Here is a 14694-nt window from a genome sequence, read left to right as displayed (position 1 = left end):
CACGCGCAGTGTAGCGACGCCGCTCCGGTCAGAGGATCTCCAGGGCCTGCTTGCGCTGCGGCGGCGGGAACGCCCGGTCCAGCTCGGCCCGCTGGGCGTCGGTGAGCCGCAGCCCGACCGCGTCCCGGTTCTCCTCGACGTGGTCGAGGCTGCTCGCCTTCGGGATCGCCAGGACGTCGCCGGCGTCGAGCACCCAGGCCAGCGCGATCTGGGCGACGGTGGCGTCGTGCTCGGCGGCGACCGCGGCCAGTGCGGGATGGCCGAGAAGGCGTCCCTGCTCGATCGGCGAGTACGCCATGATCGGCAGGCCGCGCCCGCGCAGCCACGGCAGCAGGTCCCACTCCGGGCCGCGGCGGGTCGGGTTGTAGAGCACCTGGTCGGTGACGAGCCCGTCGGAGGCGCCGAGCTCGACCAGCTCGTCCAGGTCGTCGACGTCGAGGTTGCTGACGCCCCAGTGCCGGATCTTCCCCTGGTCCTGCAGCTCCCGGAACGCCTCGACGGTGTCGGCGAGCGGGTGCCGGCCGCGCCAGTGCAGCAGGTAGAGGTCGATCCGGTCGGTGCCCAACCGGCGCAGAGCGCGTTCTGCGGCCTCGACCGTGCCCCGCCGGGACGCGTCCCCGGGGAGGACCTTGTCGACCAGGAACACCTCGTCGCGACGGCCGGCGATCGCCTCCCCGACCAGAGTCTGGGCGTCGCCGTCGGCGTACATCTCGGCGGTGTCGATCACGGTCATGCCCAGGTCGAGCCCGTGCCGCAGAGTGGCGATCTCGTCGGCGCGACGGGCCGGATCCTCGGCCATCCCCCACGTGCCCTGGCCCAGCGCCACGACCTTCTCGCCGCCCGGGAGCGTCACGGTGGGTATCTCGGTTCGGGTCATACGCAGGGGTTGTCCGCTCAGCGCCGCGCCGAAACAGCCGGAGGCTCGCCGACGGCCCCGGACGCGCGCTCACCACCCTCCCGCGCGCCGGGTGTCGCGACGCGACCGCGGCCGCGAGCGCGGAGCGAAGCCGAGCCCGCGGGAGAACGGCCACCACGCGCAGGGCTGACCCCAGGAGGGCCCCGGGCCGGCCGGCCGCGCACCGGATCAGTGGACGCGCACCGAGCCGGCCGACGCGACCTCCGCGGAGTGCGCGTTCACCGGCTCGGCGCGCGGCTACCGGTCCGATGCGCGTCCCGGTCCGTGTGCGTCTGCCGGTCGGGTGCGTGTCGGTCGGGAACGCGCGTCCGGCGTCGTCACGCGGGTGCGGGCGCACGCGCGGAGCGACGACGAGCGCGCGAGGGAGGGCGACCCGCGGTGCGGCGGACGGTCGGGCCGGGTGGGGAACGGGGTGGCGGGGTTAGGGTCCCGTCGTGATCGACACGTCGCGGCCGTGGGCGCTGGTGTTCCTGCTCGTGGCGGGCTTGTTCGCCGGGGCGATCAACGCGATCGCCGGTGGCGGTTCGTTGCTGGTGTTCCCGGCGTTGCTGGCGGTCGGGTTCCCGCCGCTGGCGGCGAACGTCACGAACTCGGTCGCGCAGTGGCCCGGCTACGTCGGGCTCGTGATCGGCGCGCGGAAGGACCTGCCCGGGCAGGGGCGGCGGATCCTGCTGACGTCGATCGTCGCGGTCCTCGGGTCCGGGATCGGGTCGGTCCTGCTGCTGATCCTGCCCGGGCAGGTGTTCGACGCGATCGTGCCGATCCTGGTGATCCTGGCCAGCCTCACGATGGCGGTCGGGCCGTGGATCAAGCGCAAGATCGGCACCCCGGGCGGGGGCGAGGCGCGGGACCGGACCCCGCTGCTGCTGACGGCGGTGTTCCTGGCCGCGATCTACGGCGGCTACTTCGGCGGCGCGCTCGGCGTCATCCTGATCTCCACGCTGAGCCTGTTCGCGCACGACTCGCTGCGCCGGCTCAACGCGCTCAAGGGCGTCCTGTCGCTGACCGTCGCCTCGGTCACGGTGGTCGTCTTCGCGATCGGGGCTCCGGTCGACTGGCTGGCGGTCGCCCTGCTCGCCCCGACCACCCTGGTCGGCGGACTGCTCGGGGCGAAGATCGCCCAGCGGATGCCGGAGAAGGCGCTGCGCTGGGCCGTCGTCGTACTGGGTCTCGCGGTCGGCATCTACCTGTTCTTCGAATGATCCCCCTGCTGGCGGCCGTGGGGCTGCTCGTGGTGGTGCTCCTCGCGGCGACGCTGCGCCCGTTCGGTCTCGCCGAGGCCGTGACGGCGGTCCCCGCGGCCGCGATCGCCGTCGTCACCGGGTTGATCTCCCCCGCCGCCGCGTGGCGGGAGATCGTCGAGCTCGGGCCGACCGTCGGGTTCCTGGCCGCGATCCTCCTGCTCGGGCACCTAGCCGACGTCGAGGGCGTGTTCTCCTGGCTCGGCGGGCGCCTGGCCGGGGCGTCGCGCGGGAGTTCTCAGCGGCTGCTCGGACTGGTGTTCGTCACCGCCGCCGGCACGACCGCGGTGCTCAGCCTGGACGCGACGGTCGTGCTGCTGACGCCGGTCGTTTTGCTCACCGCGGCCCGTCTGCGACTCCCGGCACGGCCGCACAGCTACGCGTGCGCGCACCTGTCGAACTCCGCGTCCGGTCTGCTGCCGGTGTCGAACCTGACCAACCTGCTCGCGTTCTCCGCGTCCGGGCTGACGTTCCTCGGCTTCGCCGGGCTGATGGTGGCGCCGTGGCTCGTGGTCATCGCGGTCGAGTACGTGGTCATGCGGAGGTTCTTCGCCACCGACCTCGCCTCCCCGCTCGTCCGCCCCGGCCCCGGGGCGGTGGCGACCACGGGGTCCGACCCGGTCGTGAGCGGAAATCACTGCCAGGGCGACGATATCCGCGCACGGCCGGACTTCGCGCTGGCCGTCCTGGCGCTGACGCTGGTCGGGTTCGGGGCGTCGTCGGCGATCGGGGTGGAGCCGGCGTGGGTCGCGGCGGGCGGGGCGGTGGTGCTCGCGGTGCGGGTGATGGTCCGCCGCGAGATCGGGCCGGTCGGGATCGTGCGGGCGTTGTCGCTGCCGTTCTGCCTGTTCGTGCTGGCGCTGGGCGTCGTCGTGGCGGCGGTGAGCTCGCGCGGGCTCGCCGACGGCCTGGCCGCCCTCCTGCCCTCGACGCCGTCGCTGCTCGGACTGCTCGCGGTGGCCGGGATCGCGGCGGTGCTGGCGAACCTGGTGAACAACCTGCCCGCGACGCTGGTGCTGCTCACCGCCGTCGGCGCGACGGCACACCCGGCGATCGTGCTGGCGGTGCTGCTCGGGGTGAACATCGGCCCGAACCTGACCTACACCGGGTCACTGGCCACCCTGCTGTGGCGACGGGTGGCCGGCGACCGCGGGGAACCACCCCGGCTCGGGACGTTCCTCGCCCTCGGAGCCCTGACGGTCCCGCTCGGCCTGGCCGCCGCGACGGTCGCGCTCTGGGCCGTCGTCACCCTGACCGGGGTGTCCTGAGAGCACCGGGACACGAACGAGCGGCACGGTCGTCGGAAAGGTTCCGACGACCGTGCCGCTCGCTGGGAAGGGTGAGGGGGTTACAGCTCGTGGGCCTGGTCGTGGCCGAAGTCGGTGTCGGGGTCCAGGTCGCGCTTGGCCAGGCCCCGGATGACCGGACGGGACGTGCCGCGGCGCTGCTGCGGCATCCTCGCGATGGTCTTCATCTCGTGCGCCATGTCGTATCCGTAGTCATGGATGTGCTCGATCGACATCGTTGTCCCACCGCTCCCCGCGAACGCCCGGCTGTGCCCGATCTCAACGCTCCGTGACCGGAACCCTCCGGACGGTGCACGAGAATCATCGCCCGTGCGGGGACGGACGGACAAGGGTCGTCCACCGTCCGGAGTCACACCGACCCCGGACGGGTAATAGAAGATCGATTCAGAGACCCGCGAGATAGGACGTGTCGTTGACGAGCCGGACCGACGCTCCGCCATCCGGGTAGAACTCGGCCACGTTCACCGACGCCAGGTCCAGGTGCAGCCGGTAGAGGATGGACGGCCCGGCACCCAGCGCGTCGCGCAGCAGCATCTTGATCGGGGTCACGTGGGAGACCAGAACGACGGTCTGCCCGGGGAACTCGGTGAGGATCGCGTCCTTCTCCGCGAGCACCCGTTCCCCCACCGCGGTGAAGCTCTCCCCGCCGGGCGGCTCGACGTCGGAGCTGCTCAGCCAGCGCGCGTGCAGCTCCGGATCCCGCTCGCGCGCCTCGGAGAACGTGAGGCCCTCCCAGCCGCCGAAGTCGGTCTCGATCAGCCGGTCCCGGACCTCCAGCTCCGCCGACGTCGTCTCCGCGAGCGCGGCCGCGGTCTGGCGGGCCCGGCGCAGCGGCGAGGACAGGATCGCCGCGATCTCGATCTCCTGGGCGGCGAAGCGCTCGGCCAGCGCGCGGGCGGCCGCGGCGGCCTGGGCCTGGCCCAGCTCGGTCAGCTCGGGGTCGCCGTGCCCGGAGTAGCGCCGGTGCACCGAGAGCTCGGTCTGGCCGTGGCGCAGCAGGATCAGCCGGGTCGGCACGCCGACCTGGCCGGTCCACGCCGTCGCCGCGACGTCGGCCGACGCCGTGGTGGGCGCGACCGCGGGCCCGGCCACCGCCTCGACGACGTCGGCGCGCGAGATCGCCTCGGTCGTGGCCCCCGTCGGGTCGGCGCGCTCGGAGGCGCCGCCCAGTGGAGCCGAGGCCACGGTCGGGCTCGACCCGCCGTCCATCGCCTTGTTCGCCAGCGCGTCGGCACGGGAGTTGCGCGCCCGCGGGATCCATTCGTAGTCGACGCGGTCGAAGTCCGAGGCCAGGTCACGGGCACGCTCGGCGAGCGGCTGCATCGCCGGGTGCTTGACCTTCCAGCGCCCGCACATCTGCTCGACGACGAGCTTGGAGTCCATCCGGACGTCGACCTCGGTCGCACCCAGCTCGAGCGCCGCGGACAGCCCGGCGATCAGTCCGTTGTACTCGGCGACGTTGTTCGTGGCCCGACCCAGCCCGTCGAAGACCTCGGCCAGGACGGTCTCCCCGTCGGCGTCGAGCACCACCGCGCCGTACCCGGCCGGACCGGGGTTGCCGCGCGAGCCGCCGTCCGCCTCGATGACCAGCTTCACAGTGCCATCCTCACAGGCCCGACTCCTTGGTGCGCACCAGGATCGCGCCGCACTCCTCGCAGTGCACGACCTCGTCGGCGGGCTTGCCGCGGACCTGGGACAGGAACGTGCGGTCCAGCTCGAGACGGCACGCCCCGCAGCGGGCCTCGCGCAGCAGGCCGGCGCCGACCTTGCCGCCCTCGCGGCGGCGCTGGTAGTCGGCCAGCAGGTCCTCGGGCACCATCGGCAGCAGGCCCTCGCGGGCCCGGTCGCGCCCGGCACGGGCGGCGTCGAGGTCGGCGACGGCGGTGTCGCGGCGCTCGGTGACGGCGGCGACGGCCCCCTCGGCCTCGTCCAGGGTGCGCTGGGCGTGCTGCAGGTCCATGCCGACCGCCTCGCGCTGCTCCATGATGTCGAGCTGCTCGTCCTCCAGGACGCCCTGACGGCGGGCGAGGGTGTCGAGCTCGTGCTGCAGCTCACTGGCCTGCCTGGCGCCGATCCCGGACCCGGCGAGCAGCGCCTGGTCCTTCTCGGTGCGGGCGCGCACACCCTCGACGTCGCGCTCGATCCGGCGGATGTCGCGGTCGAGGTCACCGGCCTGTGTCTCGGCCTTCACGACGGCGTCCTTCGCGGACTGCACGCTCTTCTCGGCCTCGGCCAGCTCAGCGTGCTCGGGCAGGGTGCGCCGCTGGTGGTCCAGGCGCCCGATCTCGGCGTCGACCCCGGCCAGCTCCAGCAGCCGGGTCTGCGCTGCGACGTCGGCCTTCACAGGATCGCCACCTTCGTCTTCATGATCGGGTCTGCCTCGTTCTCGTCAGTCGTGCGGCGGGGAGGCCGCGGTCGTCGTCGCAGTGGGGGCGGTGGGGGCGGAAGGGTGCGCGGCGGTCGTCCACGGGTCGGTGCGGATCCGGGAGACGCGGACCTCGACGCTACCGCCGAGTGCTCCTGCGACGACATCCGCGGCCTGCGCGCACCACGGCCACTCCGAGGCCCAGTGCGCGACGTCGACCAGCGCCGGCGTCGTCGTGCCCGGGCCGGTCCCGGCCAGCACGTGCTCCGAGGCCGGGTGGTGGCGCAGGTCGGCGGTGACGTAGGCGTCCACACCGGCGGCGATCGCGGAGTCCATCGCGGAGTCGCCCGCTCCACCGCAGACCGCGACCCGGCGGATCTCCCGGTCCGGGTCGCCCGCGCCGCGCACGCCCCAGACGGTGGCCGGCAGCCCGGCCGCGACCCGCTCGGTGAACGCCGCGAACGACTCCGGGTGCTCCAGCTCGCCGACCCGACCGAGGCCGCACGCCGAGGGCAGCTCGGCCATCTCCAGGACGTCGAACGCGGGCTCCTCGTAGGGGTGCGCGGCCCGCAGCGCCTCGACGACGGCGCGCCGCCTGGCGCGCGGGAGCACCATCTCGATCCGCGTCTCGGCGACCCGTTCCAGCTTCCCGACCTCGCCGATCGCCGGGTTCGCGCCGGGGTGCGGCAGGAACTGCCCGGTCCCGGCGGTGGCGAACGAGCAGTGGCTGTAGTCGCCGACCTGCCCGGCACCGGCCGCCGACAGCGCCGCGTGCACCGCGCTGATCGCGGGCCCCACCGGCACGAACGTGACGATCTTGTCCAGCGGCGGGGCCGGAGCGGGCTGCAACGGCCCGTCGACCCTCACCCCGATCGCCGCGGCGAGGGCGTCGGACACGCCGGGGTCGGCCGAGTCGGCGTTGGTGTGCGCGGTGAACAGGCCCGCGCCACCGCGGATCAGGCGGTGCAGGAGCGTGCCCTTGGGGGTGTCCGCGCCGACCCCGTGCACCCCGCGCAGCAGCAGCGGGTGGTGGGTGACGAGCAGCTGGGACTCCCCCGTCAGCGTCTCCTCGACCGTCTCGACGACGGGGTCGACGGCGAAGAGCACCCGGGAGACCTTGTCGTCGGGGTCGCCGCAGACCAGCCCGACGGCGTCCCAGTCGTGCGCGAGCCCGGGCGGGTACGCCGCCTCCAGCGCCTCGACGACGTCGCGGAGCCGGGCGGTCATGACTGCGCCTCCGCGGGAGGGAGTACGTCGGCGCTCACGCGGCCACCGCCAGATCCCGCAACGCGGTGTCGAGGGCCTCGACGAGGACGCGGGCCGTGCGCGGCGGGCGGACCGCCACCCGCAGGTGATCGGGCCCCAGACCGGGGAACGTGTCGCAGCGGCGCACCGCGATGCCCTCGGCGCGCAGGCGGGCCCGGACGGCCTCGCCCCGGCCGTCGGGCAGGTGCAGCAGCAGGTAGGGCGCCGACCCGGGCAGCACCTCGATGCCCTCGATCCCGGCCAGCGCGGCGGCCTGCTCGACGCGGTGCCCGGCCAGCTCGCGGGCGCGCTGGTCGGCCGCGGACAGCGCCGCCGGCTCACAACACGCCACGATCGCCTCCAGCGCGAGCGTCGAGACCGGCCAGTGCGGGCGCGGCGCGGCGAGACGGGCGAGCAGGACCGGGTCGCCGAGGGCGTAGCCGGCGCGCAGCCCGGCCAGGGCCCAGGTCTTGGTCAGCGAGCGGAACACGAGCAGCCCCGGCAGCGACGCGTCGCCCGCGACCGACTCCGGCTCCCCGGGGACGGCGTCGGCGAAGGCCTCGTCGACCAGCAGGACGCGACCGGGCCGGGCCAGCGACCGGATCGTCTCGGCGGGGTGCAGCACCCCGGTCGGGTTCGTCGGGTTCCCGACGACGACCAGGTCGGCCTCGGCCGGGACGGCGGCCGGATCGAGCGCGTGGCCCTCCCGGGCGTCGGTGAGCACCCGGGTGACGTCGATCCCGGCGTCGCGCAGCGCGGCCTCGGGCTCGGTGAACCCCGGGTGCACGACGACGGCGCGGCGCGGGGCCAGCCACGGCAGCAGCGCGAAGCCCTCGGCGCTTCCGGCCAGGGTCAGGACCTGCTCCGGCGGGCGTCCGTGCCGGGCCCCGGCGGCGGCCCTGGCCTGCGCGTCGTGCGCGGCCCCGGGGTAGCGGCCGAGGTCGTCGAGGGTCGCGGCGAGCCGGTCGCGCAGCCACCGCGGCGGACCGTCACCCTGCACGTTGACCGCGAAGTCGACCAGCCCCTCGGCCGCGTCGACGTCGCCGTGGTGGTGCAGGTCGTGCCCGGGCGGTCCTGCCGTTCCGCCGGACGGAGGTCCGAACGCCATCGCACCACCCTACGACCGGGCGGAACCGGCCACGACCGGGCCGTCACGGCGGACCGTGCGGCACCCGGCCGCACAGCCCGCATACGGTATGGACGTGCATGTCTCCTTCGTCTGTAGTGGCAACATCTGTCGGTCCCCGATCGCGGAGAAGGTGCTGGCCGCCGAGGTGGAGGCACTCGGACTCTCCGACCGCGTGCGCGTGACCAGCGCCGGGACCGGGAACTGGCACGTCGGCTCGCCGATGGACGAGCGCTCGGCGCAGATCCTGGCCGAGCACGGGTTCGACACCGCCCACTCCGCCCGCCAGGTCGACTCCGAGATCCTGTCGGCGGACCTGCTCGTCGCCCTGGACGAGGGGCACCTGCGGTCGCTGCAGTGCTCGGCACCGGAGCCGGAGCGGGTGCGCCTGCTCCGCTCGTTCGACCCGGGCGCCGGCAGCGGCGCCGAGGTGCCGGATCCGTACTACGGCGGCCCGGACGGGTTCTCCGAGGTCCTGGACATGATCCGGGCCGCGATGCCCGGCCTGGTCGAGCACGTCAAGCGCAACGCGTGAGCCGTCCCGCCCAGGTCGTCGAGCGCCTCACCGGGGCCCGGGTGCGGCGCGAGCGGGGCGCGTCCCGCTTCGAGCTCGACGACGGGCGGGTCGCGGTCCTCAAGAACGGCGCGTCCGACCCCGGGTCGGTCGCGGCCGAGGCGGCCGGGCTGGCCTGGATCGCCGTCCCGGGCGGTCCGCCGGTGCCCGACGTGCTCGGCGCCGACGACGAGTGGCTGGTCACGACGCTGGTCGAGACCGGTCGTCCGACGCGGGAGCACGCCGCCGAGCTGGGCCGGCGCCTGGCCGTCCTGCACGACACCGGCGCGGACGGGTTCGGTGCCGCACCGCCCGGCGGACCGGAGCTCGCCTGGATCGGGCACACCCGGATGCGCAACGGCGCGGACGCGGCGAGCTGGCCGCAGTGGTACGCCGAACACCGGGTCGAGCCCTACGTCCGCGCCGCCCGCGACGCCGGCGACCTCGACGACACGACGGTGTTCGAGCAGGTCTTCGCCCGTCTGCCGGAGCTGGCCGGCCCGCCCGAGCCGCCGGCGCGCCTGCACGGGGACCTGTGGTCGGGCAACGTCCTGTGGGGCCCGCACTACGCCTGGCTGATCGACCCGGCCGCGCACGGCGGGCACCGTGAGACCGATCTCGCCATGCTCGACCTGTTCGGCCTCCCCCACCTCGACGCCGTGCGCGACGGGTACCGGGAGACCTCGCCGCTCGCGGACGGCTGGGAGGCGCGGATCCCGTTGCACCAGCTGTTCCCGCTGCTCGTGCACACGGTGCTGTTCGGCGGCGGCTACGCCGGTCAGGCCGTCGCGGCCGCCCGGGCGGCACTGCGCGTCTGACGGCCCCGGGCGTCACCCGGGAGAAAGATCGTGCCGTCCTGAACGGCGCCGCCCCGCCCGACGTAGGCATAGTGGATGGTCACCGCAACGCTCCGGACAGCACCACGGCGATGCACCGTTCACGCGCCCGGCCACTCCCGCACGGGAACGGCCGGGACGAAGGGGGAGACCGGGTTGGACGAACGTTCTCCGACCGTGCTCGACGGGCGGACCGACCTGCGCCGGGAGTCCGATCTGGAAGCGGCCTACCGGGCGCACGGCGCGGAGCTGCACCGGTTCGCCGCCCGGGCGCTGCGCGACGACGGCGCCGCCGGGGACGTGGTGCAGGAGGTGTTCGTCCGGGCCTGGCGCAACGCCGAGCGCTACGACCCGTCGATCGCCTCGATGCGGGTGTGGCTGTTCGGCATCGCCCGCAACGCCGTGATCGACCACGTCCGCCGCGCCCGCAGCCGTCCCGGTGACCGGTCGCCCACCGACCCCGGTGACCTCGCCGAGCTGGCCGACAACGCGGGCGCCGGGCACGCGGGGAACGCGTTCGACGACAGCCTGGTCACCACCTGGCTGCTCGAGGACGCCCTGGGCCGGCTCGGGCACGAACAGCGCAGCGCGGTCGTCGAGACCCATCTGCGCGGGCGGCCCTACGCCGAGGTCGCGACGGAGCAGTCGGTGCCCGTCGGAACGCTGCGGAGCCGGGTGTTCTACGGCCTGAAGAACCTGCGGCAGATCATGGACGACATGGGAGCAGCGCTGTGAACACCCCGATCCCGGACGAGCTCCACCGCGAGCTCCGTGAACGGCTCGGCGCCTATGTCCTCGACGCCCTCGACGCCGACGAGCGGGCCGAGGTCGACGCGCACCTCGCGGTGTGCCCGGAGTGCCGCACCGAGGTCGACGACCTGCTCCCGCTGGTGGGCCCGTTGTCCGCCGTCGACGCGGACGCCGTCGGCCCGGACTCCGCCGAAGCGGAGTCGTCGCCCGCCGCGACCGGCGGGTTCGCGGCGATCCTCGACCGCATCCGCGCGGAGGAGGCAGGCGGGGACAGGAGGAACGGCACCGGGCCGACGGTCGGGGACGCCGGGACCGGGGACGCTCCCCCGCCCGACAACGTCCGCCCGCTGCGGCGTACGCGGTCGTCGTCGGTGCGCCTGGCCGCGGCGGCCGCGGTGATCGCCCTGGCCGGGATCGGCATCGGGACGGTCCTCGCACCCGGGGAGTCCGACGGCCCGCTGGAGAGCGTGGGCGTGCAGGCCCTGCGCCCGGGCATCGACGCCGAGGCCGGCGTCGTCCCGCACACCTGGGGCGTGGAGGTGAAGCTGACCGCCAGCGGCTTCGACGCCGGGCGGACCTACCGCGCGGCCGTCCTGGACTCGACGGGCCGCCCGGTCGGCGCCGGCGAGTTCGTCGGCACCGGTGGCGACGAGATGGTGTGCAACCTCAACTCGTCGGTGCTGCGGGACCGGGCCACCGGCTTCGTCGTCACCGACGCCGCCGGCAACCCGGTCCTCGTGTCGGACTTCAGCACGTAGGAGGGCTCGGTACGGGGAAGGGCTCAGTACGGGGAAGGGGTCAGTACGCCCCGTGCTCGCCGCGCAGCGGGAACGCCGACGACCCGTTGTCGCCCAGCTTCACACCCAGCACCTGGTGGAGCTGGATGTTGTCCAGGTCGAACCCGAGACGGCAGGCCGCCATGTAGAGCCGCCACACCCGGGCCCGGCCGAGCCCGACCTCGGCGACGCCGTCGTTCCAGTTGCGCTCGAGGTTCGCGCCCCAGTCGCGCAGCGTCATGGCGTAGTGCTCGCGCAGGTTCTCCGAGTGCCGGATCTCGAACCCGGCGTCGTTCATGGCGGTGACCAGGTTGCCGATCGTCGTCAGCTCGCCGTCCGGGAAGACGTAGCGGCTGATGAACGGGTCGGTGTGACGCTTGGTCGGCCGGTGCGGCTGGGTGATGCAGTGGTTGAGCATCCGGCCCTCGGGGCGGAGCTTGGCGTACATCGAGGAGAAGTAGGAGTCGATGTTCGCCTTGCCGATGTGCTCGGTGAGCCCGATCGAGCTGACGGCGTCGTAGACGCCGTCCGGCACGTCGCGGTAGTCGAGGTGGCGGACCTCGGCCAGGTGCGACAGGCCACGCTTCGCGATCGCCTCCTGCGCCCAGGCGGCCTGCTCGCGGGACAGCGTCACGCCGAGGCCGCGCACCCCGTGCTCGGCCGCGGCGTGCATGACCATGCCGCCCCAGCCGCACCCGACGTCGAGCAGGCGCATCCCCGGCTTCAGCGCGAGCTTGGCCGAGACCAGCTCGTACTTGGCGGCCTGGGCCTCCTCCAGCGTGGAGTCCACGTCCGGGTAGGCCGCGCAGGTGTAGGTCATCGACGGGCCGAGGACGTACTCGTAGAACGTGTTCGACACGTCGTAGTGGTGCGAGATCGCCTGGGAGTCACGGCGCTTGGAGTGCAGCAGGCCCTTCGGCTTGGCCTCCAGGTCCGGCGGCGGGACGTGGTGCTCGCGCCAGTAGGGCAGCAGCTGGCGCGCGAGGCGGAGCTGCTCGCGTCGCGGGATCGAGTGCAGCGTGACCTCCGACAGCGCGTGCAGCGCCGCGTAGAGGTCGCCGTCGACGTCGATGTCGGAGGTGACGTAGGCCCGGGCGAGCCCGAGCGACCCCGGCGCCGAGGCCAGCCGCGCCAGCGCCCGCGGGGTGCGGACGTGCAGCGTGATGTCGGCGTCCGGCGGCCCCGTCGTCGAGCCGTCGAAGGCCTCCACCCGGATGGGCGAGTTCGGCCCGAGCACGCTGGTCAGTAGTTCGGCCACCGGCGCCGACGTCGCCTGTGTCCGTTCGATCAACCCTGTCATCGTCGAAACGCCCCCACTCCTCGTGTGCGGATCCCGGTCCGGGTCAGCGGCCGGTCACCTTGCTGAACAGGTCCTTGGCGCGCCCGGCCGGGTCGTAGCGGTCCTTGACCGCCCGGTAGGCCGGGCCGTTGTAGCGCGCCCAGAACTCGTCCTCGTCGTAATGAACAGTCGAGTACAGCGACTTGTGCCCGCCGAGCTCCGCGACGAGATCCTCGACGAGCCGGTTGTGCGCGTCGGGCTTCCCGGGCACCCGGGGAACCGACGACCAGAATCCGACGTTGACGTAGAGCTCGCCGGGGTCCATCGGGTACAGCGGCCACGTCCGCTGCCCGCGCAGCCGCACCGGACACAACCAGACCGGCTCGATCCGCACGTCGCGGTGGAACACCTTCAGGAACTCCGGGATCCGTGCCACCGGGATCTCGACGTCCTGGACGACCATCTCCTCCTCCGGCGCACCGAATGCACGACGGACATGGTTGCTGGCCTGATAGCGCTGGTCCAGAGCCACGAGCCTGCGGTACACGTCCGAGCGGCGCAGGTGACGGGGCCAGAAACGCCGCACCCACGGCTGCTGGACCCCGAATGCCCGCGAGCACCAGAACCAGTCCGGATCCCAGCGCCAGATGTAGTCGTGCACCGAGAGGTGGTCCACCGGCCGGCGCTGCAGCGACCGGTAGAAGACCTCCTGGCCGGTGTAGTCGGAGACCCGCGCGCCGGGCATCGGCTCGTCGACGAACTCCCCCACCGTCAGGTACTGCTCCCCCGGCGAGAACACCGTCCCGTCCAGGAAGTCGACGTGCCCGGGACGCGAGAGGTCGCAGAAGTCGACGATCGCCGCCGTCGCGGCCTTCGCGTCCGGGTAGCGGTGATGCGTCAGCTTCACGTACGGCTTGACCGGCATCAGCTCGATGACCAGGCGCAACGCGTAGCCCAGCGTCCCGTAGGAGTTCGGGAACGCGTGGAACAGGTCCGCGTACTCGCCCTCAGGGGTCACCGTGAGCAGCTCGCCGGAGGGGGTGAGGACGTCCATCTCCAGCACCGACTCGTGCGGCAGGCCGTGGCGGAACGACGTCGACTCGATGCCCAGCCCGGTCACCGCCCCGCCCAGGGTGATCGTCTTGAGCTGCGGGACGACCAGCGGCATCAGCCCGTGCGCCAGCGTGGCGTCGACGAGCGTCTCGTAGGTGGTCATGCCCTGGACCTCGGCGGTCCGCGCGACCGGGTCGACGCCGATCACACCGTTCAGGGCGGAGGTGTCCAGCCGCACGACGGTCGGGGCCGGCCGGTCGCGGTCACCGAAGCGGAACAGGTTCGACGTCCGCTTGCCCAGCTGCACCGACGGCCCGGACGCGGCGCGGGCCCGTCTCAGGTCGGCGACCGCCGCGTCGTGCGCGGCGCGGGAACCGGACACGTCCAAGGTGGTCATGGGGGCAGACGGTAATCCCCGGTCGTTGGTAACGCTAACTCTTTTCGTCCGAAGGGGACGTCTCGCCGGTCACACCTGCGGCGACGCCCCGCAGCCGTCGGGCGGGCGTGGTGCGACCGTGATCTGATCGGGAGCGATGTCCGATCACAGCAACGAGAACCCGATCCAGAACGTCACGTTCCCGAGCAACGGCGGGACCGCGCACGGCTACCTCAAGCTCCCCGAGTCCGGTTCCGGGCCCGGCGTCGTCGTGATCCAGGAGTGGTGGGGTCTGACCGACCACATCGCCGACGTCACGAACCGCCTCGCCGCGCAGGGCTTCGTCGCCCTGGCCCCCGACCTCTACGGCGGGCGCACCACGCACGACTCCGACGAGGCCGGTGAGCTGATGAGCAAGCTCCCGGTGAACGACGCCGCCACCGACCTGGGCGGGGCCGTCGACTTCCTGCTCGGCCACGACGCCGTCACCTCGTCCACCGTCGGGGCCGTCGGCTTCTGCATGGGCGGCGGGTTCGTGCTGGTCCTGGCCGCACAGCAGGGCGACAAGATCGGCGCCGCGGTGCCGTTCTACGGCGTGCTGAAGGAGGACTACCCGAGCTTCGCCGGCCTGACCGCGCCGCTGCAGGGCCACTTCGGCCGCGACGACACGATGGCCGACCCGGACGCCGTCGCCGCCCTGGCGAAGCGGATCGAGTCCGAGTCCGGCGTCCACCCGGAGTTCCACCAGTACCCCGCAGGGCACGCGTTCTTCAACGACGAGAACCTGATGGGCACCTACGACCCCGAGCAGGCCGAGATCGCCTGGGACCGCACCCTGCAGTTCCTGCGCGCGAACCTCACCTGATCCCCG

The 14694-nt window shown here is 73.5% G+C and carries 15 protein-coding genes; 7 read left to right on the top strand and 8 right to left on the bottom strand.

Features of this window, described 5'->3' with window-relative positions; translation table 11 throughout:
* Window positions 1-28: 28 nt before the first annotated feature.
* A complete protein-coding gene (locus tag EV383_RS10865) occupies window positions 29-877 on the bottom strand; it encodes an aldo/keto reductase (protein WP_130289802.1) in 849 nt (282 codons plus the stop codon).
* A gap of 473 nt (window positions 878-1350) precedes the next feature.
* Between EV383_RS10865 and EV383_RS10860 the strand changes: the two genes are divergently transcribed.
* Both EV383_RS10860 and EV383_RS10855 read left to right on the top strand, forming a co-directional pair.
* Window positions 1351-2118, top strand: a complete 768-nt coding sequence (locus tag EV383_RS10860) for a sulfite exporter TauE/SafE family protein (protein ID WP_207223486.1) — start codon at window positions 1351-1353, stop codon at window positions 2116-2118.
* Window positions 2115-3425: an SLC13 family permease gene (locus EV383_RS10855; protein WP_130289801.1), complete on the top strand. Its 1311-nt coding sequence runs from the start codon at window positions 2115-2117 to the stop codon at window positions 3423-3425. The genes EV383_RS10860 and EV383_RS10855 overlap by 4 nt, the downstream gene beginning before the upstream one ends.
* A gap of 80 nt (window positions 3426-3505) precedes the next feature.
* Here the strand turns inward: EV383_RS10855 and EV383_RS31120 are convergent, their stop codons facing one another.
* The 5 genes from EV383_RS31120 to cobC form a co-directional block, all read right to left on the bottom strand.
* Window positions 3506-3679 carry a hypothetical protein gene (locus tag EV383_RS31120; protein ID WP_165438304.1) on the bottom strand — a complete coding sequence of 58 codons (174 nt, stop codon included), beginning with the start codon at window positions 3677-3679 and terminating at the stop codon, window positions 3506-3508.
* A gap of 169 nt (window positions 3680-3848) precedes the next feature.
* Complete coding sequence (locus tag EV383_RS10850; RefSeq protein WP_130294227.1) at window positions 3849-5054, bottom strand: bifunctional RNase H/acid phosphatase; 1206 nt, start codon at window positions 5052-5054, stop codon at window positions 3849-3851.
* 16 nt (window positions 5055-5070) lie between these two features.
* Window positions 5071-5808 carry a zinc ribbon domain-containing protein gene (locus EV383_RS10845; protein ID WP_130289800.1) on the bottom strand — a complete coding sequence of 246 codons (738 nt, stop codon included), beginning with the start codon at window positions 5806-5808 and terminating at the stop codon, window positions 5071-5073.
* A 45-nt stretch (window positions 5809-5853) separates the two neighbouring features.
* Entirely contained in the window at window positions 5854-7056 is a 1203-nt protein-coding gene (locus EV383_RS10840; protein ID WP_130289799.1) for a Nif3-like dinuclear metal center hexameric protein, read from the bottom strand.
* Between the two features lie 34 nt (window positions 7057-7090).
* A complete protein-coding gene (cobC, locus tag EV383_RS10835; RefSeq protein WP_130289798.1) occupies window positions 7091-8182 on the bottom strand; it encodes an Rv2231c family histidinol phosphate aminotransferase CobC in 1092 nt (363 codons plus the stop codon).
* Window positions 8183-8270: 88 nt separating this feature from the next.
* On the opposite strand from cobC, the gene EV383_RS10830 reads away from it, so the two are divergent.
* The 4 genes from EV383_RS10830 (at window position 8271) to EV383_RS10815 (ending at window position 11097) form a co-directional block, all read left to right on the top strand.
* Complete coding sequence (locus tag EV383_RS10830) at window positions 8271-8735, top strand: low molecular weight protein-tyrosine-phosphatase (RefSeq protein ID WP_130289797.1); 465 nt, start codon at window positions 8271-8273, stop codon at window positions 8733-8735.
* Window positions 8732-9571 carry a fructosamine kinase family protein gene (locus EV383_RS10825; RefSeq protein ID WP_130289796.1) on the top strand — a complete coding sequence of 280 codons (840 nt, stop codon included), beginning with the start codon at window positions 8732-8734 and terminating at the stop codon, window positions 9569-9571. Before EV383_RS10830 ends, EV383_RS10825 begins: the two co-directional genes overlap by 4 nt.
* A gap of 174 nt (window positions 9572-9745) precedes the next feature.
* Entirely contained in the window at window positions 9746-10324 is a 579-nt protein-coding gene (locus EV383_RS10820; protein WP_242623017.1) for a sigma-70 family RNA polymerase sigma factor, read from the top strand.
* Window positions 10321-11097, top strand: a complete 777-nt coding sequence (locus tag EV383_RS10815; protein ID WP_130289794.1) for an anti-sigma factor family protein — start codon at window positions 10321-10323, stop codon at window positions 11095-11097. The genes EV383_RS10820 and EV383_RS10815 overlap by 4 nt, the downstream gene beginning before the upstream one ends.
* Before the next feature lie 40 nt (window positions 11098-11137).
* Here EV383_RS10815 and EV383_RS10810 read toward each other — a convergent pair whose 3' ends face one another.
* On the bottom strand, window positions 11138-12415 hold the full coding sequence (locus EV383_RS10810; RefSeq protein WP_130289793.1) for an SAM-dependent methyltransferase: 1278 nt from the start codon (window positions 12413-12415) through the stop codon (window positions 11138-11140).
* Window positions 12416-12458: 43 nt separating this feature from the next.
* Window positions 12459-13844, bottom strand: a complete 1386-nt coding sequence (locus EV383_RS10805) for an FAD-binding oxidoreductase (RefSeq protein WP_130289792.1) — start codon at window positions 13842-13844, stop codon at window positions 12459-12461.
* A gap of 136 nt (window positions 13845-13980) precedes the next feature.
* Between EV383_RS10805 and EV383_RS10800 the strand changes: the two genes are divergently transcribed.
* A complete protein-coding gene (locus tag EV383_RS10800) occupies window positions 13981-14688 on the top strand; it encodes a dienelactone hydrolase family protein (RefSeq protein WP_130289791.1) in 708 nt (235 codons plus the stop codon).
* Window positions 14689-14694: the final 6 nt, after the last annotated feature.

Origin of the sequence: Pseudonocardia sediminis, from assembly GCF_004217185.1 — a bacterium.
Classification (GTDB): domain Bacteria; phylum Actinomycetota; class Actinomycetes; order Mycobacteriales; family Pseudonocardiaceae; genus Pseudonocardia; species Pseudonocardia sediminis.
Note: the sequence above shows the minus strand (reverse complement) of the source record. Positions and strands in the feature narration are given on the sequence as shown.

Excerpts from the sequence above, each read along its gene's own strand:
- EV383_RS10865 (WP_130289802.1), bottom strand. The coding sequence starts at position 877 with ATGACCCGAACCGAGATACCCACCGTGACGCTCCCGGGCGGCGAGAAG.
- EV383_RS10855 (WP_130289801.1), top strand. The coding sequence starts at position 2,115 with ATGATCCCCCTGCTGGCGGCCGTGGGGCTGCTCGTGGTGGTGCTCCTC.
- EV383_RS31120 (WP_165438304.1), bottom strand. The coding sequence starts at position 3,679 with ATGTCGATCGAGCACATCCATGACTACGGATACGACATGGCGCACGAG.
- EV383_RS10840 (WP_130289799.1), bottom strand. The coding sequence starts at position 7,056 with ATGACCGCCCGGCTCCGCGACGTCGTCGAGGCGCTGGAGGCGGCGTAC.
- cobC (WP_130289798.1), bottom strand. The coding sequence starts at position 8,182 with ATGGCGTTCGGACCTCCGTCCGGCGGAACGGCAGGACCGCCCGGGCAC.
- EV383_RS10830 (WP_130289797.1), top strand. The coding sequence starts at position 8,271 with ATGGACGTGCATGTCTCCTTCGTCTGTAGTGGCAACATCTGTCGGTCC.
- EV383_RS10810 (WP_130289793.1), bottom strand. The coding sequence starts at position 12,415 with ATGACAGGGTTGATCGAACGGACACAGGCGACGTCGGCGCCGGTGGCC.
- EV383_RS10805 (WP_130289792.1), bottom strand. The coding sequence starts at position 13,844 with ATGACCACCTTGGACGTGTCCGGTTCCCGCGCCGCGCACGACGCGGCG.
- EV383_RS10800 (WP_130289791.1), top strand. The coding sequence starts at position 13,981 with ATGTCCGATCACAGCAACGAGAACCCGATCCAGAACGTCACGTTCCCG.